The 24255-nt window shown below is 67.8% G+C and carries 22 protein-coding genes and 1 riboswitch; of the genes, 15 read left to right on the forward strand and 7 right to left on the reverse strand.

Going from position 1 to position 24255, the window contains the following annotated elements:
- Positions 1–85 precede the first annotated feature (85 nt).
- The 8 genes from flhB to metF all read left to right on the forward strand — a co-directional run bounded on the left by flhB (position 86) and on the right by metF (position 9840).
- Positions 86–1285 (forward strand): flagellar biosynthesis protein FlhB, encoded by a 1200-nt coding sequence (flhB, locus tag ACP26O_RS01045; protein ID WP_175665506.1) that lies wholly within the window; start codon positions 86–88, stop codon positions 1283–1285.
- Complete coding sequence (flhA, locus tag ACP26O_RS01050) at positions 1282–3384, forward strand: flagellar biosynthesis protein FlhA (RefSeq protein WP_175665505.1); 2103 nt, start codon at positions 1282–1284, stop codon at positions 3382–3384. The genes flhB and flhA overlap by 4 nt, the downstream gene beginning before the upstream one ends.
- A complete protein-coding gene (gene flhF / locus ACP26O_RS01055; RefSeq protein ID WP_175665504.1) occupies positions 3381–5147 on the forward strand; it encodes a flagellar biosynthesis protein FlhF in 1767 nt (588 codons plus the stop codon). Before flhA ends, flhF begins: the two co-directional genes overlap by 4 nt.
- Entirely contained in the window at positions 5140–5958 is an 819-nt protein-coding gene (locus ACP26O_RS01060; protein ID WP_105833520.1) for a flagellar biosynthesis protein FlhG, read from the forward strand. Before flhF ends, ACP26O_RS01060 begins: the two co-directional genes overlap by 8 nt.
- 14 nt (positions 5959–5972) lie before the next feature.
- On the forward strand, positions 5973–6707 hold the full coding sequence (locus ACP26O_RS01065; protein ID WP_006760814.1) for an RNA polymerase sigma factor FliA: 735 nt from the start codon (positions 5973–5975) through the stop codon (positions 6705–6707).
- Between the two features lie 200 nt (positions 6708–6907).
- Positions 6908–7023, forward strand: a riboswitch (S-adenosyl-L-homocysteine riboswitch).
- A 34-nt stretch (positions 7024–7057) separates the two neighbouring features.
- A complete protein-coding gene (ahcY, locus tag ACP26O_RS01070; RefSeq protein WP_105786836.1) occupies positions 7058–8476 on the forward strand; it encodes an adenosylhomocysteinase in 1419 nt (472 codons plus the stop codon).
- Between the two features lie 155 nt (positions 8477–8631).
- The gene (locus tag ACP26O_RS01075; protein ID WP_006477367.1) at positions 8632–8985 is read left to right on the forward strand and encodes a phage holin family protein; all 354 of its coding nucleotides are present in this window, start codon (positions 8632–8634) and stop codon (positions 8983–8985) included.
- A gap of 24 nt (positions 8986–9009) precedes the next feature.
- Positions 9010–9840, forward strand: a complete 831-nt coding sequence (gene metF / locus ACP26O_RS01080; RefSeq protein WP_175665503.1) for a methylenetetrahydrofolate reductase [NAD(P)H] — start codon at positions 9010–9012, stop codon at positions 9838–9840.
- A gap of 102 nt (positions 9841–9942) precedes the next feature.
- Here the strand turns inward: metF and ACP26O_RS01085 are convergent, their stop codons facing one another.
- Positions 9943–11421: an amidase gene (locus ACP26O_RS01085; RefSeq protein ID WP_175665502.1), complete on the reverse strand. Its 1479-nt coding sequence runs from the start codon at positions 11419–11421 to the stop codon at positions 9943–9945.
- Positions 11422–11507: 86 nt separating this feature from the next.
- A complete protein-coding gene (locus ACP26O_RS01090) occupies positions 11508–12200 on the reverse strand; it encodes a dienelactone hydrolase family protein (protein ID WP_175665501.1) in 693 nt (230 codons plus the stop codon).
- A gap of 271 nt (positions 12201–12471) precedes the next feature.
- Between ACP26O_RS01090 and ACP26O_RS01095 the strand changes: the two genes are divergently transcribed.
- A complete protein-coding gene (locus tag ACP26O_RS01095; RefSeq protein WP_175665500.1) occupies positions 12472–13551 on the forward strand; it encodes an NAD(P)H-dependent flavin oxidoreductase in 1080 nt (359 codons plus the stop codon).
- 451 nt (positions 13552–14002) lie between these two features.
- Positions 14003–15145: a branched-chain amino acid ABC transporter substrate-binding protein gene (locus tag ACP26O_RS01100; protein ID WP_011655702.1), complete on the forward strand. Its 1143-nt coding sequence runs from the start codon at positions 14003–14005 to the stop codon at positions 15143–15145.
- A gap of 119 nt (positions 15146–15264) precedes the next feature.
- Here ACP26O_RS01100 and ACP26O_RS01105 read toward each other — a convergent pair whose 3' ends face one another.
- Positions 15265–16479, reverse strand: a complete 1215-nt coding sequence (locus ACP26O_RS01105) for an MFS transporter (protein ID WP_011655703.1) — start codon at positions 16477–16479, stop codon at positions 15265–15267.
- 375 nt (positions 16480–16854) lie between these two features.
- Between ACP26O_RS01105 and ACP26O_RS01110 the strand changes: the two genes are divergently transcribed.
- From ACP26O_RS01110 to ACP26O_RS01120, 3 genes are all read left to right on the forward strand, one after another.
- On the forward strand, positions 16855–17514 hold the full coding sequence (locus ACP26O_RS01110) for a HugZ family protein (RefSeq protein WP_175665499.1): 660 nt from the start codon (positions 16855–16857) through the stop codon (positions 17512–17514).
- Positions 17515–17869: 355 nt separating this feature from the next.
- Complete coding sequence (locus ACP26O_RS01115; RefSeq protein ID WP_011655705.1) at positions 17870–18163, forward strand: H-NS family nucleoid-associated regulatory protein; 294 nt, start codon at positions 17870–17872, stop codon at positions 18161–18163.
- 237 nt (positions 18164–18400) lie between these two features.
- Positions 18401–19558 (forward strand): cation diffusion facilitator family transporter, encoded by a 1158-nt coding sequence (locus ACP26O_RS01120; RefSeq protein WP_041489740.1) that lies wholly within the window; start codon positions 18401–18403, stop codon positions 19556–19558.
- Positions 19559–19585: 27 nt separating this feature from the next.
- Here the strand turns inward: ACP26O_RS01120 and ACP26O_RS01125 are convergent, their stop codons facing one another.
- From ACP26O_RS01125 to ACP26O_RS01135, 3 genes are all read right to left on the reverse strand, one after another.
- Entirely contained in the window at positions 19586–20056 is a 471-nt protein-coding gene (locus tag ACP26O_RS01125) for an Lrp/AsnC family transcriptional regulator (RefSeq protein ID WP_006477376.1), read from the reverse strand.
- A gap of 79 nt (positions 20057–20135) precedes the next feature.
- A complete protein-coding gene (locus ACP26O_RS01130) occupies positions 20136–20795 on the reverse strand; it encodes an exonuclease (protein WP_011655707.1) in 660 nt (219 codons plus the stop codon).
- Positions 20792–21436: an MBL fold metallo-hydrolase gene (locus ACP26O_RS01135; RefSeq protein ID WP_175665498.1), complete on the reverse strand. Its 645-nt coding sequence runs from the start codon at positions 21434–21436 to the stop codon at positions 20792–20794. The genes ACP26O_RS01130 and ACP26O_RS01135 overlap by 4 nt, the downstream gene beginning before the upstream one ends.
- Before the next feature lie 658 nt (positions 21437–22094).
- On the opposite strand from ACP26O_RS01135, the gene ACP26O_RS01140 reads away from it, so the two are divergent.
- Positions 22095–22706 (forward strand): septal ring lytic transglycosylase RlpA family protein, encoded by a 612-nt coding sequence (locus ACP26O_RS01140; RefSeq protein WP_175665497.1) that lies wholly within the window; start codon positions 22095–22097, stop codon positions 22704–22706.
- A gap of 96 nt (positions 22707–22802) precedes the next feature.
- Here ACP26O_RS01140 and rsmI read toward each other — a convergent pair whose 3' ends face one another.
- Positions 22803–23693, reverse strand: coding sequence for a 16S rRNA (cytidine(1402)-2'-O)-methyltransferase (gene rsmI / locus ACP26O_RS01145; protein ID WP_175665496.1), 891 nt, complete (start codon positions 23691–23693; stop codon positions 22803–22805).
- Between the two features lie 46 nt (positions 23694–23739).
- On the opposite strand from rsmI, the gene ACP26O_RS01150 reads away from it, so the two are divergent.
- Positions 23740–24168, forward strand: coding sequence for a YraN family protein (locus ACP26O_RS01150; RefSeq protein WP_175665585.1), 429 nt, complete (start codon positions 23740–23742; stop codon positions 24166–24168).
- Positions 24169–24255 lie beyond the last annotated feature (87 nt).

Here is a 24255-nt window from a genome sequence, read left to right on the forward strand (position 1 = left end):
TGCTCGACCGATCGGCGTTTGACCCGCGCATGAATAATCGGTGTCACTGGAAAGCGGCATTTCGCCGTACCCGACTGGAGGCCACGTGGCAGACGAGAGCGATCTCGACAGAACCGAAGCCGCCACTCCGAGGCGCCGCGAAAAGGCGCGCGAGGAGGGGCAGGTCGCGCGTTCGCGCGAGCTGGCTTCGTTCGCGCTGCTCGCGGCCGGGTTCTACGGCGCGTGGCTGCTCGCGGCTCCGTCGGGCGCCCATCTCCAGGCCATGCTGCGCGGCGCGTTCGCGTTCGATCGCGCCACCGCGTTCGACACGCACCGGATGCTGTCGGCGGCCGGCAGCGCGAGCATCGAAGGGCTCGCCGCGCTGCTGCCGATCCTCGCGCTCACCGGCCTTGCCGCGCTGCTCGCGCCGATGGCGCTCGGCGGCTGGCTGATCTCGCAGAAGACCTTCGAGCTGAAGTTCGACCGCCTGAACCCGATCTCGGGCCTCGGCCGCATCTTCTCGATCCAGGGGCCGATCCAGCTCGGGATGTCGCTCGCGAAGACTTTGGTCGTCGGCGGGATCGGCGGCATCGCGATCTGGCGCAGCAAGGACGAGCTGCTCGGTCTCGCGACCCAGCCGCTCGGCTCGGCGGTTGCCGATGCGATGCATCTGGTCGCCGTGTGCTGCGGCACGACGGTCGCCGGGATGCTGGTGGTCGCCGCGCTCGATGTGCCTTACCAAATCTGGCAGTACAACAAGAAGTTGCGCATGACGAAGGAAGAAGTGAAGCGCGAGCATCGCGAGAACGAAGGCGATCCGCACGTGAAGGGCCGCATCCGCCAACAGCAGCGCGCGATCGCGCGGCGCCGGATGATGGCCGCCGTGCCGAAGGCCGACGTGGTCGTCACGAACCCGACGCACTTCGCCGTCGCGCTGCAATACACGGACGGCGAGATGCGCGCGCCGAAGGTCGTCGCGAAGGGCGTGAACCTCGTCGCCGCGCGCATCCGCGAACTCGCCACCGAGCACAACGTGCCGCTGCTCGAAGCGCCGCCGCTCGCGCGTGCGCTGTATCACAACGTCGAAATCGAACGCGAGATTCCCGGCTCGCTGTACTCGGCCGTCGCGGAGGTGCTCGCATGGGTGTACCAGCTGCGACGCTTCCGCTCGGAAGGCGGCGCGTTCCCGGCCGCGCCGGTCGATCTCGAGGTGCCGGCCGACCTCGACAAGGGGACGTCGGTATCGGCCGACGACGCGCGTGAAGAAGCCGATGACACGCTCGGCCAGCAAGGGAACGCAGCATGAGCACCCCGACCACCGGCCTGTTCGCCAAACGCGCGAACCCGTTCGCGGGCGCCAACCTGCGCGGGCTCGCGGGCCCGATCCTCATCTGCATGATCCTGGGGATGATGATCCTGCCGCTGCCGCCGCTGCTGCTGGATCTGCTGTTCACCTTCAACATCGCGCTGTCGGTGATGGTGCTGCTCGTCAGCATGTACACGATGAAGCCGCTCGACTTCGCGGCGTTCCCGAGCGTGCTGCTGTTCTCGACGCTGTTGCGCCTGTCGCTGAACGTCGCGTCGACGCGCGTCGTGCTGCTCGAGGGCCACACCGGCCCCGACGCGGCCGGCCAGGTGATCGAGGCGTTCGGCCACTTCCTCGTCGGCGGCAACTTCGCGGTCGGCATCGTCGTGTTCGTGATCCTGATGATCATCAACTTCATGGTGATCACGAAGGGCGCGGGGCGGATCGCCGAAGTGTCCGCGCGCTTCACGCTCGACGCGATGCCCGGCAAGCAGATGGCGATCGATGCCGACCTGAACGCGGGCCTCATCAACGAAGAGCAGGCACGCAAGCGCCGCCTGGCCGTGTCGCAGGAAGCCGAGTTCTACGGGTCGATGGACGGCGCGTCGAAGTTCGTGCGCGGCGACGCGATCGCGGGCCTGATCATCATGGCGATCAACGTGATCGGCGGGCTGATCGTCGGGATGGTGCAGCACGACATGAGCTTCGCGGCGGCCGGCACCAACTACACGCTGCTGACGATCGGCGACGGCCTCGTCGCGCAGATCCCGTCGCTCGTGATCTCGACGGCGGCCGGCGTGATCGTGTCGCGCGTGGCGACCGACGAGGACATCGGCACGCAGATCACCGGCCAGCTGTTCACGAACCCGCGCGTGCTGAACATCACCGGCGCGATCATCGTGCTGATGGGGCTGATCCCCGGCATGCCGCACTTCGCGTTCCTCGCGCTCGGCGCCGGCGCGATCTGGCTGGCCCGCACGCAGAGCCGCCGCGCGGCGGCCCGGCTGGCCGCCGGCGACGTGACCGAGGTCGCGCCGCCCGCCGCGTTGCCGGGCGACAGCCACGAGGCGACCTGGGACGACGTGCAGCTGATCGACCCGCTCGGCCTCGAAGTCGGCTATCGGCTGATTCCGCTCGTCGACAAGAACAGCGACGGCGAACTGCTCAAGCGCATCAAGAGCATTCGCAAGAAATTCGCGCAGGAAATCGGCTTCCTGCCGCCGGTGATCCATATCCGCGACAACCTCGAGCTGCGGCCGAACGCGTACCGGATCGCGCTGAAGGGCGTGGAGATCGGCGCGGGCGAAGTGTTCCCGGGCCAGTGGCTCGCGATCAACCCGGGCCAGGTGACGGCCGCGCTGCCGGGCGCCGCGACGCAGGACCCGGCGTTCGGGCTGCCGGCCGTGTGGATCGACGTCGCGATGCGCGAGCAGGCGCAGGTGTACGGCTACACGGTCGTCGATGCGAGCACGGTTGTCGCGACGCACCTGAACCATCTGGTCGTCCAGCACGCGGCCGAACTGCTCGGCCGCCAGGAAGTGCAGGCGCTCGTCGAGCGCACCGGCAAGGATGCGCCGTCGCTCGTCGAGGACCTCGTGCCGAAGACGATCTCGCTGACGACCCTGCAGAAAGTGCTGCAGAACCTGCTCGAGGAAGGCGTGCCGATCCGCGACATGCGCACGATCCTCGAGGCCGTGTCCGAACACGCCGGCCGCGGCGATGCGTACGAGATCACCGCCGCGGTGCGGCTGTCGCTCGGCCGCGCGATCACGCAGCAGTGGTATCCGGGCGCGGGCGAGATGCAGGTGATGGGCCTCGATTCGAATCTGGAGCGCGTGCTGTCGCAAGCGCTCGCCACCGGCGCGAACCCGGGCCTCGAGCCCGGCCTCGCGCACAACCTTCTGACCGGCACGCAACAGGCGATGCTGCGTCAACAGAATCTCGGGCTGCCGCCCGTGCTGCTGGTGCAGCACGCGCTGCGCGCGATGCTCGCGCGTTTCCTGCGCCGCAGCCTGCCGCAACTGAAAGTGCTGTCGTACGCCGAAGTGCCGGACACACGCACGATCAAAGTCGTTAACGTCATCGGGGGTTCCGCTTGAACATTCGCAAATTCACTGGCGCGACCAGCCGCGACGCGCTTCGCCTCGTGCGAGAGGCCCTGGGCGCCGACGCCGTCGTGCTGTCGAACCGCACGCTCGATGACGGCAGCGTCGAAATCGTCGCACTCGCCGACTCGGACCTCGCCGCGGTCACGCCGCCGGCCGCCGCGCGCCCGCGCACCGTCGCGTCGCGCGCACCGGAATCCGTGCCGGCCGCGGCCGTGCCCGGCATCGTGTCGCGCCCGGGCGCCGCGCTTGCGCGCCCGGCCGTGAATCCGTACGCAGCCGGCGACGGCGGGCTGCCGGACGTGTTCTCATCGGTGTTCGGCGCAAGCGCCGAAGCGACGGAACCGGCCGCGCAACCGGCCGCCTTCGATGCCGACGCACACGCAACGGACGCGGCAGCGCCGTCGCCGGCTACGTCCGCTGCCGGCGCGCTGGCAGCGTCGTCCGAACCCGCACCGTGGCTCGTCGAGCACGCGAAGCGCCTGACGCAGCAGCGCGAAGCGCTGATCGCCCGCGCGCAGGCGGCATCGGCCGCGCCGCAAGCACCGGCGCCGGCCCGCATGCAGCAGGACGCGGCAGCCGCGACGCCGGCCGGTTGGGCGCGCGACATCGTGCGCAACGCCGAACGCCGGATCCCGTCCGCGGCCGCCGCCGTCCGCGCAAGCGAAACGAATGAAACGAACGCCGCGAAGCCGGCCGAACGCACGCGCCTGTCCGCCGACGCGGCCGCCGTGGTAGCCGACGCGGTGAAGGCGCGCATCGAGAGCATCGTCAACGACACGGTGATGCACGAGCTCGGCGCGATGCGCGGGATGATGGAAGAGCAGTTCGACAGCCTGATGTGGCACGACCGCCAGCGCCGTAGCCCGGTGCACGGCGCGCTGACCAAGCACCTGTTCTCGGCTGGCTTCTCCGCGCAGCTGGTGCGCATGATGGTCGACAACCTGCCGTCCGGCGACGGCGCGCAGACCTTCGAGCAGGCCGCCGAATGGGCGCAGTCGGTGCTCGCGGCGAACCTGCCGGTGCTCGAGAACGAAGACGCGCTGATGGAGCGCGGCGGCGTGTTCGCGCTGATGGGGCCGACCGGCGTCGGCAAGACGACCACCACCGCGAAGCTCGCGGCGCGCTGCGTGATGCGCTTCGGCGCGAGCAAGGTCGCGCTGCTGACCACCGACAGCTACCGGATCGGCGGCCACGAGCAGCTGCGCATCTTTGGGAAGATCCTCGGCGTGCCCGTGCACGCGGTGAAGGATGCCGGCGACCTCGAGCTCGCGCTGTCCGAGCTGCGCAACAAGCACATCGTGCTGATCGACACGATCGGCATGAGCCAGCGCGATCGCGCGCTGTCCGACCAGATCGCGATGCTGCACGGCGCGAACGCGCCGGTGCAGCGCCTGCTGCTGCTCAACGCGACGAGCCACGGCGACACGCTCAACGAAGTCGTCCAGGCCTACCGCAGCGCGGCCGAGTATCCCGACCTCGCCGGCTGCATCCTGACGAAGCTCGACGAGGCGACTCACCTCGGCGGCGTACTCGACACCGTGATCCGCTACAAGCTGCCCATTCACTACGTGTCGACTGGCCAGAAGGTGCCGGAGAACCTGTACGTCGCGTCGACCAAATTCCTGCTGAAAAGCGCGTTCTGTGTGCCGCGCGACGGTTCGCCCTTCGTGCCCGAGGACGAGGACATGCCGACGCTGCTTTCCGCACTGACCGCCCGTTCCACCGCCGATCTGCACGAGGTGCGATTTGGATAAACGGATCATCGACCAAGCAGAAGGGCTGCGGCGCCTGCTGGCCGGGCGCGCGTCGCGCATCGTCGCGGTGACGGGCGGGCCGGCGGGCGTCGGCTGCACGACCACCATCGTGAACGTTGCGGCGGCGCTCGCCGCGCTCGGCAAGGACGTGCTCGTCGTCGACGAGCGTGCCGACGTGCATTCGGCCTCGGCGACGCTGGCGGGCGCATGGCTGCGCGACGGCGAACGCACGCGCGTCGCCGCCGGGTTCGGCCTGTGCGCGGCCGCGGGGTTCGCTCGCGACGGCTACAGCGATACGCAGTTGAGCGACTTCATCGACGGCCAGGCCGACATCGTGCTGGTCGACGCGCAGCTCGGTGCGGACGGCGCGTTCTCCGCGCTCGCGCGCGAGGCGCACGACGTGCTGATCGTCACGCGGGTTGCCGCGCAGGCGATCACCGAGGCGTACGCGTGCATGAAGCGGCTGCATTTCGCGCACGCGGTCGCGCAGTTCCGCGTGCTGACCAATCACGTCGGCAGCCACGCCGACGCCAGGACCGCCTTCGACAACCTCGCGGGCGTCGCGAGCCGCTACCTGACGGTGTCGATCGCCGACGCCGGCTGCGTGAGCGCCGATCCGCTCGCCGAGCATGCGCGCGACCTGATGCATACGGTGGTCGATGCGTTCCCGTCGTCGGCGGCCGCGCGCGATTACCGGCAGATTGCCGCCGATTTGCTGTACTGGCCGATGCGCCCGAGTTCGGGGGCGGGGCGTGCCGTGCATGCGGGCGGCAAGCCGTCGTACGAGGCGGGAGCGGCCCACGCCGCGTGAGGAAGGAGAGAGCCATGATGTACAACGCTCAAGGCAAGATGACCCAGGCCGACGTGCTCGCGCAATACGCGCCGCTCGTGCGGCGCCTGGGGCTGCAGCTCGTCGCGAAGATGCCGGCGAGCGTCGACCTCGACGACCTGATCCAGGCCGGCATGATCGGGCTGATGGATGCGGCCGGCCGCTACAAGGAAGACCAGGGCGCGCAGTTCGAGACCTACGCGACGCAGCGTATCCGCGGCGCGATGCTCGACGAGCTGCGCAGCAACGACTGGCTGCCGCGCAGCCTGCGCAAGACGTCGCGCGAGGTCGAGTACGCGGTGCACCAGGTCGAGCAGCAGCTCGGCCGCTCGGCGAGCGAGACCGAGATCGCGGAGCACCTGAAGATGCCGCTCGACGAATACCAGGGGATGCTGCAGGACCTGCACGGCAGCCAGCTCATCTACTACGAGGATTTCGACCGCGCGGCCGACGACGAGCCGTTCCTCGACCGCTATCGCGTCGATCACGCCGATCCGTTGTCGGCGCTGCTCGACGACCACCTGCGCGAGGCGCTCGTCGACGCGATCGACCGGCTGCCCGAGCGCGAGAAGCTGCTGATGTCGCTGTACTACGAGCGCGGGCTGAACCTGCGCGAGATCGGCGCGGTGCTCGAAGTGAGCGAGTCGCGCGTGTGCCAGCTGCACAGCCAGGCCGTCGCGCGCCTGCGCGCGCGGTTGCGCGAACAGGCGTGGGTCGGCGCGGAGAATTGAACGTGCGGACGGCGGGGGAGCGGCGGGTCATTCGCCGGGCAGGTCCTCCATCGAAGGCGGTGCGCTCGATTGCCGCGCAATCCGCCCACGCACGTCCCAGTCTCAATAAAAGGGCGCGCTTCGGCCCGCGCGTCGCCGCGTAGGGCATTCAACGGTCCGACACAAGAAATTTTCGTCGCGATTTGCTACAATCCCTCCCGTTTTCCGAGGAGCGTTGCGACGGACCTTCTGCGTCCGCCAGGCTCGGAAAGCTTCACCAAGCAGCCGTGCGGCGAGATTCGCGCCGGCCCCGCTTCCTGAACGGCGCTCACGTCACCAATTTCTAGAACTTTTTTAGAAAGGAGGGCGTGATGAACGCCATTATCGATTCGCAAGCTTCCAAGGATTACGTCGTCGCCGACATGGCGCTTGCCGGCTGGGGCCGCAAGGAACTGAACATCGCCGAGACCGAAATGCCCGGCCTCGTGCAGATCCGCGACGAATACAAGGCGCAGCAGCCGCTGAAGGGCGCGCGCATCGCGGGCTCGCTGCACATGACGATCCAGACCGGCGTGCTGATCGAGACGCTGAAGGCGCTCGGCGCCGATGTCCGCTGGGCGTCGTGCAACATCTTCTCGACCCAGGACCACGCCGCTGCCGCGATCGTCGAAGCCGGCACGCCGGTGTTCGCGTTCAAGGGCGAGTCGCTCGACGAATACTGGGAGTTCTCGCACCGCATCTTCGAATGGCCGAACGGCGAATTCGCGAACATGATCCTGGACGACGGCGGCGACGCAACGCTGCTGCTGATCCTCGGTTCGAAGGCCGAGAAGGACCGTTCGGTGATCGCGAAGCCGACCAACGAGGAAGAAGTCGCGCTGTACAAGTCGATCGCGAAGCACCTCGACGCCGACCCGACCTGGTACTCGACGCGCCTCGCGCACATCAAGGGCGTGACCGAAGAAACCACGACCGGCGTGCACCGCCTGTACCAGATGGAAAAGGACGGCCGCCTGCCGTTCCCGGCGTTCAACGTGAACGACTCGGTCACGAAGTCGAAGTTCGACAACCTGTACGGCTGCCGTGAATCGCTCGTCGACGGCATCAAGCGCGCGACCGACGTGATGATCGCGGGCAAGGTCGCGGTCGTCGCGGGCTACGGCGACGTGGGCAAGGGCTGCGCGCAGTCGCTGCGCGGCCTGGGCGCCACCGTGTGGATCACCGAAATCGATCCGATCTGCGCGCTGCAGGCGGCGATGGAAGGCTACCGCGTCGTGACGATGGAATACGCGGCCGACAAGGCCGACATCTTCGTGACAGCGACCGGCAACTACCACGTGATCAACCACGATCACATGAAGGCGATGCGCCACAACGCGATCGTCTGCAACATCGGTCACTTCGACTCGGAAATCGACGTCGCGTCGACGCGCCAGTACCAGTGGGAAAACATCAAGCCGCAGGTCGACCACATCATCTTCCCGGACGGCAAGCGCGTGATCCTGCTGGCCGAAGGCCGCCTGGTGAACCTCGGCTGCGCGACCGGCCACCCGTCGTTCGTGATGTCGAACTCGTTCGCGAACCAGACGCTCGCGCAGATCGAGCTGTTCGTGCGCGGCGCCGAGTACGAGAACAAGGTGTACGTGCTGCCGAAGCATCTCGATGAAAAGGTCGCGCGCCTGCACCTCGCGCGCATCGGCGCGAACCTGTCCGTGCTGTCGGACGAGCAGGCTTCGTACATCGGCGTGCAGAAGGACGGCCCGTTCAAGCCGAACCACTACCGCTATTGATGCGCCGCCGCCGTGCCGTGCGCGTCCCGCTTCGGGCGTGCGCGGCATCGCGGCATGGTGCCGGATCGCCGGCCGTCGCGCCGTGCCCGCGGGCACGCGTGGCGGCCGGCGGCGGCCACTGACCGTACAGATCGACAATCGAACCGGAGCCCTCCATGAGCGTCATCCTCACCTGGGTCATCAACGCCCTCGCGCTGCTGATCATCACGTACCTCGTGCCGTCGATCCACATCAAGAGCTTCGGCACCGCGCTGATCATCGCGGTCGTGCTCGGCCTGATCAACACGGTGATCCGTCCGGTGCTGATCCTGCTGACGCTGCCCGTCACGATCGTCACGCTCGGGGTGTTCATCCTCGTCGTGAACGCGCTGTGTTTCTGGTTCGCGTCGTCGCTGCTCAAGGGGTTCGAGGTGTCGGGTTTCTGGTCCGCGTTCTTCGGTTCGATCCTGTACAGCATCGTGTCGTGGCTGCTGTCCGCGCTGATCTTCGGGCAGCGCGACATCGGCTGACGGCCGGGCCCACTCTTGCGAATCATGAAACCGATCGAACTCTCGTTTGAATTCTTCCCGCCGAAGACGGCGGAAGGCGTCGAGAAGCTGCGCGCGACGCGTGCGCAGCTGCTGCCGCTGAAGCCGAAATTCGTCTCCGTGACGTTCGGCGCCGGCGGCTCGACGCAGCAGGGCACGCTCGACACCGTGCTCGACATGCAGAAGGACGGCCTCGAAGCCGCGCCGCACCTGTCGTGCATCGGCTCGTCGCGCGCCGACCTGCGCGCGATCCTCGACCAGTACCGCTCGCACGGCATCCGCCACATCGTCGCGCTGCGCGGCGACCTGCCGTCGGGGATGGGCGCGGTGGGCGAGCTCCGCTATGCGTCGGAACTCGTCAGCTTCATCCGCGCCGAGCATGGCGACTGGTTCCACATCGAAGTCGCCGGCTATCCGGAGTACCACCCGCAAGCGCGCTCGCCGAAAGCCGATCTCGAGAATTTCGCGCGCAAGGTGAAGGCCGGCGCGAATTCCGCGATCACGCAGTACTTCTTCAACGCCGACGCGTATTTCCGCTTCGTCGACGATGCGCGCAAGCTGGGTGTGGACGTGCCGATCGTGCCGGGCATCATGCCGATCACGAACTTCACGCAACTGATGCGCTTCTCGGAAATGTGCGGCGCGGAAGTGCCGCGCTGGGTCGCGCGCCGGCTCGAGAGTTTCGGCGACGATCGCGACGCGATCCGCGCGTTCGGCGCGGACGTCGTCACGAGCCTGTGCCAGCGCCTGATCGACGCGGGCGTGCCGGGGCTGCACTTCTATACGCTGAACACGGCGTCCGCGACGCGGACCATCTGCGAACTGCTCGCGATGTAAGCGCCATCGCGCGGTTGCATGCGATGAAACCCCGCCGGCCAAAACCGGCGGGTTTTTTTTCGCCATCGGCCGAGCGCGATGGCGGTGGCGATGGTGCTGGCGTCAGCGCTGCGCCTGCATCAACGGCGGGCGCCGGTCGAACCACGGCCGCGCCTGTTCGAGCTGGCGTGCAAGCTTCAGCAGCAATGCATCGTCGGTGTGACGCGCGACGAACTGCACGCCGATCGGCAGCCCGCGCGCATTCCAGTAGAGCGGCACCGACATCGCCGGCTGGCCCGTCAGGTTGAACAGCTCGGTGCAGCCGGCCCACGCGAACGCCTTCTCCGACGTCTTCGCCAGCATTTCCCGCAGCAGCGGCTTCACCGGCAGCGCGCCGAGCAGCTTCATCTGCGCGGCTTCGAACGGCGTCGGCTGCAGCGCGCCGATCCTGACCGGCGGCCCCGCGAGCGTCGCGCACAGGACCACGTCGTAGCGCGACACGAGGCCCGCGATCTGCACGGTGAGCTGGCGCTGCCATTCGAGCACGTCCTGCAGCCGCGCGCGGGCGATGCGCCGGCCGATCACGGCCATCGCCCACGTCGCCGGTTCGAATTCGGCGCGCTTCGGCGTGCGTCCGGTGATCGTGCGCGCGCCGAGCACCATCTCCTCGGCGATCGTCGCCCACAGCGTGAGAAAGGTCTCGGCCGCGCGCGCATAGTCGATGTGCAGCGTCGCCGGTTCGACGTGATGGCCGAGCGATTCGGCGAGCGCGGCCGCGTCGTCGAGCGCGGCGCGCGTGTCGTCGTCGAGCGCCGGCGCGAGCATCGGGTCGGTGACGAGGCCGATCCGCAGCGGGCCGGGCGGCGTGTCGAGCTCGCCGAGAAAGGTGCCGGGTGCGCCGGGCGGCAGCGTCTGGCCGGTCGTCACGTCGAGCAGCAGCGCGTTGTCGCGCACGCTGCGCGACACCGCGTGCTGGACCACCAGCTCGCCGTTCGACGGCAGGTCGACCAGCACCGGGTTGCGGCTCGGCTTCAGCCCGAACAGCCCGCAGCACGACGCGGGGATCCGGATCGAGCCGCCGCCGTCGGACGCATGCGCGAGCGGCACGATGCCGGCCGCGACGGCGGCTGCCGCACCGCCGCTCGAGCCGCCGGGCGTGTGATCGAGGTTCCACGGATTGCGGCACGCGCCGAACAGTTCGGGCTCGGTGTACGGCATCTGGCCGATTTCCGACGTGTTGGTCTTGCCGAACACGTTGAGCCCCGCCGCGCGGCTGCGCGCGATCAGCGGCGAATCGTCGGCGGGCACGAAGTAGCGGTAGTGCCGGCTGCCCATCGACAGCGGCAGCCCGGCGACCGCCGCGCCGAGATCCTTCACGAGATACGGGACGCCCGCGAATGGCGCGTCGGTGCCGGCGTCGACGGCCGACTCCGTGCGCTTGCGCGCGGCTTCGTAGTCCTGCAGCACGATCGCGTTGACCGCGCCGTTCACCGCTTCGGCCTGGCCGATCGCGGCGTCGAGCAGCTCGCGCGGGCTCGCCTTGCGTTCGCGCACGAGTGCGGCGAGGCCGATCGCGTCATGCGCCAAGTAGTCCGAGTGCATCGCAGTCACCCCCGTTGTGACCTGTGGCGATGAAAGGAGGATAACGCGGGCCCGGCGTGCCGGGCCCGTTACCGGCCGGGCGGCCTTTACAGCTGCTCGGCGAGGAACGTCAGCGTGCGGCCGTGCGCGAGGGCCGCCGCGCGCTGGTTGTAGGACGCGCGGTCGGTGCAGTTGAAGCCGTGCTCGGCGCCCGGGTACACGTGGAACGACGCGTTGTGGCGGCCCGCGAACGCGCCCTTCACCTGTTCGACGGCGTCGAGCGGGATTCCGTGGTCGTTCTCCGCGTAGTGGAACAGGATCGGCTGCGTGACCTTGCCGGCGAGGTCGAGCGCATTCTGGATGCCGCCGCCGTAATAGGCGACTGCCGCATCGACCTTGCCCGCGGCTGCCGCGCGGTACGCGAGCTGGCCGCCGAAGCAGTAGCCGATCGCGGCGAGCTTGCCGGCGACTTCGGGGCGTGCGCGCAATGCGTCGGCGGCCGCGCCGATGTCCGCGACCGCGAGGCCGATGTCGGTCTTCTTCATCAGCTCGATGCCTTTGTCGCGGTCGGCGCCTTCGTAGGTCAGCTCGACACGCGGCTGCGTGCGCCAGAACACGTCCGGCGCGAGCGCGACGAAGCCGTCGGCCGCGTACTGGTCGGCGACCGCGCGGATGTGCGCGTTCACGCCGAAGATCTCCTGGATGATGATGACGGCGGGGCCCTTGCCGCGCTTGGGCAGCGCGAGATAGGCGCCGAAGCTGTCGTTACCGGTCGGGATGTCGATCCATTGGGCAGTCACGTTTGAACTCCTGGCGAACGGGCGCGCGACGGGCGCGCCGCGGATGGAAAAAAGGGGCGGCCTAGTGTGCCACCAATCCTGTGGTGTTGCAGCGGGTGCAGGCGCGGGCGTGCCGGGTGTTAGCGCTGGTCGCAGCCGCGCCCGAACCCGCTTCTCGTGCAGCGATCGTTTCGATCTCGATTATTCATTTTTCGGCGCTGCGCGGCTTCGCTAGAGTCGACGTATCGGCTTTTACAAAGCGCTTTCGCGCATCGTCATCGAAGGATTCGCCATGTCCGCCCGTGCATTTTCCACCCCGTTTTCCGAACGCTTCGGCCTGCGCCTGCCGCTCGTGCAGGCGCCGATGGTCGGCGCCACCACGGCCGCGATGGTCGCGGCCGCGTCCAATGCCGGCGCGCTCGGCAGCCTCGGCGCCGGCGCGTTCGAGCCGGCGCGTCTCGCGACCGAAGTCGACGCGATTCGCGCGGCGACCGCGCGGCCGTTCGCCGTGAACCTGTTCGTGTTGTCCGAAGCCGCGCCCGATGCGGCGAGCGTCGCCCGCGCGCTCGCCGCGATCGATCCGCTGAACGCGGAACTTGGGCTGCCGCCCGGCACCGCGCCCGCGCGCTACGCCCCCGACTTCCGCGCGCAGCTCGATGCGCTCGTCGCGCTGCGGGTGCCGGTCGCGAGCTTCACGTTCGGCGTGCTCGACGCGGCCGACGTCGCGCGCCTGAAGGCGGCCGGCACCTACGTGATCGGCACCGCGACGCACGTCGCCGAAGGGCTCGCATGGCGGGCGGCCGGTGCCGACGCGCTGTCCGCGCAGGGCGCAGAAGCCGGCGGCCATCGCGGCACCTTCATCGGCCCGGCCGAGGATGCGCTGATCGGCACGCTCGCGCTGGTGCCGCAGCTCGTCGACGCGACCGGCCTGCCCGTGCTTGCCGCGGGCGGCATCATGGACGGCCGCGGGATCGCTGCCGCGCTCGCGCTCGGCGCGCAGGCCGCGCAACTCGGCACCGCGTTCCTGACGTGCGCGGAAAGCGCGATCGCGGCGGACTGGAAGGCGCGGCTGCTCGCGAGCGCCGATACGTCGACGCAGGTGACGCGCGCGATCACCGGGCGTCATGCGCGCGGCTTGCGCAACACGCTGATGGCGCGGCTCGGCGAACGCGTGGCCGATGCCGCACCGTATCCGGTGCAGAACGCGCTGACCCAGCCGCTGCGCCAGGCCGCCGCGCGCGCGAACGACGGCGACTACCTGTCGCTGTGGGCCGGGCAGGGCGCGCCGCTCGCGCGGCGGCGCGACGCCGCGCTGACGACGTCGCAACTCGTCGACGCGCTCGACGCCGAATGGCGCGCAATCGTCGCATGAACGCGACGTCGCGCCCGTGTGACCGCTTCGTGTCGGCGCGTCTGTCGCATGAAGAAACGCGCGCGCTGTCACGCGCGTTTCATTCAATGATCCCGGGCACAAAATACCGAATCGAAATGACCCGGGAATGCTTTAAATCGACCTTCCCTCCAGCCGTCCGTAATTAGCGGAAACCCTTATCGGGCGGGGCTTGCGACGATATTCGAGCAGTCATTCCAAAGCACCGTATCGGTAGTGTTACCACTACCCCAAAAAAGTCCCACAAATTAATTTGATCACCTACACTTGCGCGCAAGTACGGACGGGGAGCCGCTAAAAGCGACTGTCTTCACGTGCTTGATGCCAAGTGCATGAACGATGCAACCGGCGAATCGTCCAGTGATGCAAACACAGGGATGGCAGCGGGGCACCGGGCGATGGCGTTTTATTGGGACCGAAACTGGAGACTTACATGAATATCAAGATGCAAAAGCTGCTGCCGATCACCGCCGCGGCGATGCTGTGCGTTGCAGCTGCAAGCAACGCGGCCGCCGATCAAGTCGTCAAGATCGGCCACGTCGCGCCCTTGACGGGCGGCATTGCACACCTGGGGAAGGACAACGAAAACGGTGCACGTCTCGCAGTCGAGGAGATCAACGCCAAGGGTCTCACGGTCGGCGGCCAGAAAATCACGCTGCAACTCGATGCGCAGGATGACGCGGCCGACCCGCGCCAGGCCACGCAGGTTGCGCAGAAGCTCGTCGACGACAAGGTCGTCGCGGTGGTCGGCCACCTGAACTCGGGCACGTCGATCCCGGCCTCGAAGATCTACAGCGATGCGGGCATCGTGCAGATCTCGCCGTCGGCGACCAACCCGGCTTACACGCAGCAAGGCTTCAAGACCACGTACCGCGTGGTGGCGACCGATGCGCAGCAGGGCCCGGCACTCGCGAACTACGCGCACTCGAAGGGCATCAAGAGCGTCGCCGTGGTCGACGATTCGACCGCATACGGCCAGGGTCTCGCGAACGAGTTCGAGAAGAAGGCGAAGGCGCTCGGCCTGAAGGTGATGTCGCACGACGCGACCAACGACAAGGCGGTCGACTTCCGCGCGATTCTGACGAAGATCAAGGGCGAGAACCCGGACGCGATCATGTACGGCGGCATGGACGCCACCGGCGGCCCGTTCGCGAAACAGGCGAAGCAGCTCGGCCTGCGCGCGAAGATCCTCGCAGGCGACGGCGTGTGCACGGAGAAGCTGGCCGACCTGGCCGGCGACGCGACCGACAACGTCGTGTGCTCGGAAGCCGGTGCATCGCTCGAGAAGATGCCGGGCGGCGGCGCGTTCAAGGCGAAGTACGAGAAGCGTTTCGGCCAGCCGATCCAGATCTACGCACCGTTCACGTATGACGCCGTGTACATCATCGCCGACGCGATGAAGCGCGCGAACTCGACGGACACGGCGAAGATCCTCGCGGCGATGCCGGCGACGAACTACACGGGCGTGATCGGCACGACGACCTTCGATTCGAAGGGCGACCTGCGGCACGGCGTGATCTCGCTGTACAACTACAAGAGCGGCAAGAAGACGCTGCTCGACGAAGTGAAGATGTAAGCTGACAAGCGGTCGACAGAAGGGGTGAAGGCGCGCCCGCGGCAACGCGGGCGCGCTTTCTTTTTGGCGGGCTCGCGGCGGGTGGTGTGGCCCGTGCCCCGTACCCCGTGCGTCGTGCGCTAGATTTTCAGATGCGCGAGCACCTTCGGCGCGATCACCGCGACGAGCGCCGCGCACAGCGCGACGACCGCCAGGCCGACCGTCAGGTTCGCGGTTTGCGCGACCGCGCCGATCACGACCGGACCGAACAGCAGTCCGAAGTACGCGAGCCCGGCCACGTGCGCGAGACCTTCGGCCGCGTGGATGCCTTTCACGCGCGCGGCGGCGGCGAACAGCACGGGCATCATGTTCGCGAGGCCGAGGCCCATCAGCGTGAAACCCGTCAGCACGGCGATCGGGTTCGGCAGCAGCAGCGCGCCGATCATCCCGGCGCACGCGAGCGACGCGCTCGCGAACACGAGCTGCGGCGCGCCGAACCGCGCGCGCACCGCGTCTCCCGCGAAACGCGCGATCGCCATTCCGCCGGAGAACGCCGCGTAGGCGGCGCTCGCGAGCGCGGGGCTCGCCGCGACGACGTCGCGCATGTAGACCGTCGCCCAGTCGTACATCGCGCCTTCGGCGATCAGCGCAAGCAACGCGATGCCGCCGAGCATCCACAGCGCGGCCGAGCGCCAGCGGTTGCCGCCGCCGTGCGCGTGCTCGTGATGCGGGACGTGCGGGAGCACGGCCGGGATCGCGGCCAGCAGCACCGCCGCGTTGATGGCCGCCGCGAGCGCGAGATGCACGGCCGGCGCCATGCCGGCCGACAGCAGCGCGCCGCCGGCTGCCGCCCCCGACATCCCGCCAATGCTGAACATCCCGTGCAGCGACGACATGATCGGCTTGCCGAGCGCGATCTCGACCGCGCTCGCCTCGGCGTTCATCGCGACGTCGAGCGTCGCCATCGAGAAGCCGAACAGCGCGAGCACGACGAGCAGCATCCAGTAGTCGGGCACGACGAGGATCAGCGCCGCGCACGCGGACATCACGAGGCCGCCGACGAGGCAAGCGGTGCGCGAGCCGACCCGCGCGATCCAGCGCGCGATCGTCAGCATCGCGGCGATCGAGCCGCCGGCGACCGCGAACAGCGCGATCGACAGCAGGCCGGGGCTCAACGCGAACTTGTCGCGTACGGTCGGCACATGCACGCCCCACGACGCGTACATCATGCCGGCGACGAAGAACAGCGCCATCGTGGCCGTGCGGGCGCGCTGGCGGACCGGCAAGGCCAGCGTGCGATGCGCGTCGGGCGGCGCGGCGAAGTCGGACGACGATCGGGAGGAGGACTCGGACATGGAACTCGCTTGAATTGACGAGATACGGGCGCGTCGCGCCCATCGGATTCGTCCGATTCTATCGAATCGCTTACGGTCTTGCCGGCGCGCTGGCCATTCGGCTGATCTCGGTCTCCGCCTGCGCAACCTGAGGCACCTGCGCCACCTGCGCCACCTGCGCCACCCACGCCACCCACGCCACCCACGCCACCCACGCCACCCACGCCGCGTGCTCCGCGTGCTCCGCCGGCGTGGGCCGCATCAGCCATCCGGCCGATGCCCGGCCGGCCGCCGCCGCGGGTAACATCGATGCGCAGGCGGCGTGCGCCGAAGCTTGCCCGTGCTGCGCGCCTTCGCCATCCTTGCCGCCCAGTCCTTCCGACCGCAGGAGTCACCGTGAACATCGATCCAGCCCTTGCCCTGCATCTGCTGCACCGCTGCGCGCTCGGCACGCTCGCGACCCACGCGCGCGACCCGCAAGGTTTTCCGTATCCGACGGTCGTGCCGTTTGCACCCGATCCGAATCATCGGCCCGTGATCCTGGTGAGCGGCCTCGCCGAGCACACGCGCAACCTCGCCGCCGATCCGCGCGCGGGCTTTCTCGTCGTCGACGCGCCGGACGGCGACGTGCTGAACGCCGAGCGCGCGACGCTGCTCGGCCGCTTCGTGCCGCTCGGCGACGATCCGCATGTCGCCGCGCGCTACACGCGCTACGAGCCCGACGCGGCGCGCTATCTCGCGCTCGGCGATTTCGCGTTCTGGGCGCTCGACATCGAGCGGCTGCGCTATATCGGCGGGTTCGGCCGGATGGGCTGGGTGGACGGCACGAGCCTCGATGCACTGCCGCCGCTCGGGTTCGACGACGAGCGGGCGTTGTGGGACGCGTACGAATCGAGCGGCGCGCGCCGCGACGGGCTCGACCTGCTCGGCGTCGACCGCCACGGCGCCGACTGGCGCTGCGACGGCCGCCGCGTCCGCACGCCTTTCGATCCGCTGCCGGGCGACGCCGGCGCCCTGCGCGAGCGGTTAATCGCATGCGCGGCGGATGTGACGTGACGCCGCGCATGCCGATTTGTCTGTATGGCGAACCACGCCATACGATTTACACAAACCTGTCGTGGGATGAAAGGTTTGATTTTCCAGAATGCAGGGTAATTGCGTATGTTGATAGCCCTATTACCGGAATCGGTAATGTCCTAATCTCTATGCAAGCGCATGAAAATTTGAGAAAAGGCCGTTGCCGGTCAAAATGACATGCGTGAATTACAATTGGTCTCGGGATTTCCATGAATCCCGCTTCTATCAAATCTTTTTTGTGCTAATCTCTGCCTTCGAAAATCCGAGGCACAAATATTCCATGAATGGTGAGCTGGCTGAGACCGGCGCCATTGATCATATAGAAAGGGAAACTATGTCTTCTTACAAGGACCTGCTGGCCCAGCGGGAAAAGCTGGAGAAGCAAATCGAAGAAGCGAAGTCGCGCGAATACGCCGAAGTGCTGAATGACGTGAAGCAGAAAATTGCCGACTACGGCTTTTCGCTCGCCGAACTCGGCCTCAACCGCGCGAAGGCAGGCAAGGTGGGTCGCCCGCGCGCAGGCGTGGCCGCCAAGTACCGCGATCCTGAAACGGGCGCGACGTGGTCGGGCCGCGGCAAGCCGCCGCGCTGGATCGCCGGCAAGAACCGCGAACAGTTCACGATTTAAACATCTGTTTAAGTCGTCGCCTCAAAAAGAGCCGCGTGTCCGTCGAGGAGCGCGGCTTTTTGCATTGTGGCATCCGAGTGGTTGCGCGTTGTCATGAAAATGTCAGAAAACGTGCGTGAATGAAAATGCGACCCGTTCGCATAAGCGGTTGATTTAAATGGAAAATTTCGTGTTACTCGAATGCCGCGCGGGCGCTGTTTGATAGAATTCAGTATCCCAACCGATATCTCGTATTTCATGTCCACGTTTTCTGGCGACGCGCAAAGCGCGGATAAGCACACGGTGGCGCGCAAGAGCACCCTCGTCAGTATCGTGCTGAATGTGGTGCTTGCGACGTTTCAGATCGCCGTGGGTGTGGTTGCGCATTCGCAGGCATTGATTGCCGATGGCGTCCATTCGATTTCCGATTTGATCTCGGATTTTGTCGTACTGGTTGCGAATCGCCATAGTGGTGCATCGCCGGATGCCGATCACAATTACGGACACAGCCGCTACGAGACGGTCGCATCGCTGTTCCTCGGGGCGATCCTGATCGCGGTCGGTATCGGCATGCTCTGGCGCGCGGGCAACCGTCTCGTGAACCTCGAGAACATTCCGGCCGTCCATTTTTCCGCACTGATCGTCGCGCTGACCGTGCTCGTGTCGAAAGAGGCGCTGTTCCGCTACATGCTGCGCGAGGCGCGGCGCGTGCGGTCGGCGATGCTCGTCGCGAACGCGTGGCATGCGCGCTCGGATGCCGCGTCGTCGCTCGTCGTCGCGATCGGCATCGTCGGCAGCCTCGCCGGCGTGCGGCTGCTCGACCCGATCGCCGCCGCGATCGTCGGCTTCATGGTCGCGCGCATGGGCTGGACGTTCGGCTATGACGCGTTGCAGGACCTGTCGGATCGCGCGCTCGACACGTCCGCGTCGGCCGAGATCCGCGCGCTGCTCGTGGCCACGCCGGGCGTGCGCGACGTGCACGAGTTGCGCACGCGCAAGATGGGCGATGCGGCGCTCGTCGACGCGCACATCCTCGTCGATCCGATGATCTCCGTATCCGAAGGGCACTACATCGCGGAAACCGCGCGTGCGCGCGTGCTGCGCGACCCGCGCGTGCTCGACGCGCTGATCCACGTCGATCCCGAGAACGACGTAGCGCGCCGTCCGGCGCTCGCGTTGCCGCCGCGCGCCGAGATCGCGACGCGGCTCGAGGCCGCGCTCGCGCAGCGCGGGCTGCATCCGGCCGCGATCAACCTGCACTATCTGAGTACGGGGCTCGAGATCGACGTGACGCTGGACGCCGGCGCGGGCGACACCGACGCGGCGCTGGCCGGTCGGCTCGATGTAGACACGCTCAAGCGCCAGTTCGGCGCGCGCCGGATCGGATTCACGCGCGGGTTGCCCGCGCAGCCGTGAGCGGCGCAGGCGGCCGCGGGCCGCGCGTTACAGCGGCAACTGCGTGTCGAACTTGATTTCGCGCAGCACAACGCTCGTGCGCACCTGCGACACCGCCGGGATCTTGAAGATCCGTTCGTGCAGGAAGACGTCGTAGGCCTTGATGTCGGGCGCGACGATCTTGAGGATGTAATCGGCTTCGCCCGTCGTGCTGTAGCACTCGGTCACTTCCGGGCAGGTCGCGATTTCACGCTCGAACTGCTCGACGCCGCCTTCGTTGTGGCGGGTCAGGTGCACGTGCGCGAGCGCACACACGTGCAGGCCGAGCTTCTCGCGATCGAGCAGCGCGGTGTAGCGCTGGATCACGCCGGACTGTTCCATGTCCTTGATGCGGCGCCAGCACGGTGTGCTCGACAGGCCGACCTGGTCGGAGATTTCCTGTACGGAACGGCGCGCGTCGAGCTGCAACAGGCGAAGGATTTTTTGCGAAAAGGAATCGAGCGTCACCTGCGCCTCCATGCGGCAGCTACAACATGCTCAATGTTAGAGGGCCGGGAAAGGAAAGGCAATCTGGCGGCGTGCCGGTGAGCGAGATTCTCTAATTTGCGCGCGGATCCGTGGGGTTTTGTCCCGCCCCTGCCTGTTCCGACCGGTCGGTATCGGATACCGCGAGGCCCGCGAGCGCCGCCTGCTGACGGCGCAGGTCGGCGAGCATGTTGCAGAACAGCGTGCCTTGCTCGATCGCGTCGTCGAGCGCGACGTGCGTGTGCGGATGATCGTCGAACCAGTGCTTCGGAAAGCGCGGCTTGATCGCCTTGCGGTACGGCAGGCCCGTCATCGCGAACGCGAGCGTCTTGATGTCGAGCGCCGACCACGAGAACGGGCAGCGCCCGGTGAAGCGCATCATGTACCAGAACATGAACGTGAAATCGAAGCCGGCCGGCATCGCGACGAACACCGGCTTGCCCGGCAGCGCCTCGACCCACTCGACGTACGCGACGAGCGCGGCCTCGGGCGCCTGCAGGTCGCGCCGGCACGCGGCCCACGCTTGCGGTTCGGTCTTCCACCACGCTTCCTGCACCGGATGGGCGTGAGCGCCCGGCAGCGTCTCGAGGTTCGCGGAGAACGTCGCGATCAGCTGCTTGTCCTCGGTATAGGCGGCCGACGCGAAGCTCAGCATCGAGTGCGGGCCGGGAATCGGGCCGTCGGCCTCGACGTCGGTGCTGACGTAGATTTCGGGAATGGCGGTCTGGTTCATCCGAACACCTTGTCGGACACGAACGGATTCGTGCGGCGCTCGTCGCCGAAGGTCGACACCGGGCCGTGGCCCGGGACGAACGTGACGTCGTCGCCGAGCGGCCACAGCTTCTCCTTGATCGAGCGCACGAGGTCCGCATGGTTGCCGCGCGGGAAATCGGTGCGGCCGATCGAGCCGGCGAACAGCACGTCGCCGACGATCGCGACGCGATGCGCGCGGCTGAAGAACACGACGTGGCCGGGCGTGTGGCCCGGGCAGTGATAGACCTCGAGCGTCTCGTCGCCGACCTGCACGGTGTCGCCGTCGTTCAGCCAGTGGTCCGGCTCGAACGTCTCGGCGGCCGGGAAGCCGAAGCGCTGGCTCTGCGTCGGCAGCTGCTCGATCCAGAAGCGCTCGTCTTCCTGAGGCCCGACGATCGGCACGCCGTAGCGCGTCGCGAGCGCCTTCGCGCCTCCGCAGTGATCGATGTGGCCGTGCGTGAGCAGCACCTTCTCGAGCTGCACGTTCTGCCGCGCGATCTCCTCTTCGATCCGTTCGAGATCGCCGCCCGGATCGACGACGGCGGCGCGGCCGGTCTTTTCGCAGACGATCAGCGAGCAGTTCTGCTGGAACGGCGTGACCGGAATGAGCGTGACTTTCATGGAGACACCGGCGGCTAAAAGGAGCGATTGTACCGGTCGCGCGCACGGCCTGCCGCTCCTGCGGCGCAGCGCCGGACGCGCGCGTGCGGGCAATCCCCGAGCATCCCGATTGTTACCGCCATAGAGAGAATCAATGGTCCGGGCGGGGGCCTTTTCGAGATGACCTTTTGATTTATGTATAATGCCGCCCATTGCGCGTGAATTTCACGCAATTCGCTGGTGTTTCGGCCCCGTTAAATGAGGGCGTCGGATTCACCGTCAAGCATCGACCGCCGGGGAGTCCGGCGGTGTATCCAGCACCGAGCATTCGGTGCTCACGTCTTGTCCGGCCGGGTGCTGCGCGCCCGTCTGCGGCCTTGCTGCCGCGCCGCCGGATGAGGCCTGTGCCGCCGTTCCTGTGCGTTGGCTGTACGCGACGCGCGCGAACGTGAAAGCCATGTTCGATGGCGGCATGTGGGGTCTGGTCAGGCTGCCGGGGACAGGTTGCGCCAGACGTGAAAACTAATCAGGACGGTTGCGGCAGAGACGAAAGCCGCGCCCATGCTAGCCGCCTGCTCGCATCCGAGCGGGGCGTGCCCGCATTTGCCGTCCGGGCCGTGTATCCGCGTTGTTGAGCAGCGTTGTATCGGTGCGGCCCGAACCACAAGGCGACACGTCGATGAATTTTCGTTTTCCGACTCGATTCGGGACCATTGCATTATTTTTTGCGCTGACGGGCTGTGCGGTGCCATCCAGCCAGACCACCGGCAGCGCCAACCAGAAGAACGCGGTCAGCAAGACGGCCGCGGCCGCCAAGGCGGACGACGACAAGCAGCAACTGAGTTTCGATTCTGCGCTGGCATCGATGCCGGCTGCCGACAGCAAGGACGCGAAGAAGTCGTCGCTGGCGGACGCCGAGCCGATCGACGGCAAGGACGTGTCCGACTTCCGCCAGACGGGCCGGGCATCGTGGTATGGCCGGGATTTCCACGGCCGCCGCACCGCGAACGGCGAGCGCTTCAACATGAACGCGCTGACCGCCGCGCACCGCACGCTGCCGTTGTCCTCGTACATCAAGGTGACGAACTCGTCGACCGGCAAGTGGGTCGTCGTGAAGGTCAACGATCGCGGGCCGTACAAGCGTGGCCGCGTGCTCGACCTGTCGTATGCCGCTGCCAGGGTGATCGGCCTCGTGCACTCCGGCACGGGTCGCGTGAAGATCGAAGGGCTGTCGCCGCAGGAAGCGCGCGAGGCACGCGACGAAATGCTCGCGTCGCTATCGTCGAAGTAACGCGGCGGTTCGTCCGCTCATGCAAAAAGGGCTGCCTTCGGGCAGCCCTTTTGCGTTTTCGCGGGTCGGGCGGCGCGTGCCGCCCGCGCTCGCCCGTCAGTCTTCCATCAAGCCTTCCTTCAGCACGAGCGCGCGCGCATACAGCGTGTTGCGCGACGCGCCCGTCAGCGCGGCCGCGAGCTTCGCCGCGCTCTTCACCGGCACTTCTTCCAGCAGCAGCTTGAGCAACGCGTCGTGCGCGGTGTCGTCGGCTTCGCCGCTGTCGGCCGGCGCGCCTTCGACGACCAGCACGAACTCGCCGCGCTGCCGGTTCGCATCGCCGTCGAGCCAGCTCTGTCCTTCGGCCAGGGTGCCCTGGAACAGCTGCTCGTGTAGCTTGGTGAGCTCGCGTGCGATCAGCAGCCGGCGCGCGGGGCCGAACGCGTCGGCGAGGGCGGCGACGGTGTCGGCGATCCGGTGCGGCGCTTCGTAGAACACCAGCGCGTACGGGTGCCGCGCGAGCGCCTGCAGCGCGTTCGCGCGCTGCTTCGCCTTCGGCGGCAGGAAGCCCGCGAACGTGAACGCGCCGGCCCAGTCGCCCGTCACGCTCAGCGCGGTCACGGCCGCGCTCGCGCCCGGCAGCGGAATCACCGGGAAGCCGGCCGCGCGCACGGCGTCGACGAGCCGCGCGCCGGGGTCCGAAATGCCGGGCGTGCCGGCGTCCGACACGTACGCGACGCGTTCGCCGGCGCGCAGCAGCTCGATCACGCGCAGCGCCGCTTCGCGTTCGTTGTGCTCGTGCACGGCGACGAGCGGTTTGGAGATCCCGTAGCGGGCCAGCAGCTGGCCCGTGTTGCGGGTGTCTTCGGCCGCGATGCGGTCGGCGAGGCCGAGCACGTGCAGCGCGCGCAGCGTGATGTCGGCGGTGTTGCCGATCGGCGTCGCGACCACATAGAGCGCGGCGTCCGGGTAGTGCTGCGTTTGCGCGAGTTCGAGGAGGGCAGTCATGGCAGGCAATGCGCGCAATCGCGGCGCAAGCGGAACAAGGACGGCATTGTGCCACGCGGCGCCGGCCGCGCCGGCTAGCGGGCGCGGTTTGCCGCGCGGCGGCGGCAACTTTTCCGGCGCGGCAGGATCCAGATCGGTCGGCGCGACGTTCGAGCAGCGCGCGCGGCAGTTCCTTGAACGCCGCGGTCTCGCGTTCGTCGCGGCCAACGTGACGATGCGCGGCGGCGAGCTCGATCTCGTGATGCGCACGCCCGACGGCACGCTCGTGTTCGTCGAGGTGCGCGCGCGGCGCAGCACTCGGCACGGTGGTGCGGCCGCGAGCGTCGGCTGGCGCAAGCGGCGGCGTCTGGTCGCGGCCGCGCTTCATTTCTGGGTGCGGCACGGCGCAGGTGCCGCGTGCCGTTTCGACGTCGTCGCGTTCGAGGCCGGCCGGCTCGAGTGGCTGCATGACGCATTTCGTGCCGACGATGTGTAGCCGCGAGCTGTGACGAGATGTAAAGAGTTCTTGCCATACCGCTGGAGACGGTGCCGGAGTGCGGTAAACTCGCCGCACCCATGACGT

It is taken from the genome of Burkholderia sp. R-40 (assembly GCF_049942845.1).
Taxonomy (GTDB): domain Bacteria; phylum Pseudomonadota; class Gammaproteobacteria; order Burkholderiales; family Burkholderiaceae; genus Burkholderia; species Burkholderia ambifaria.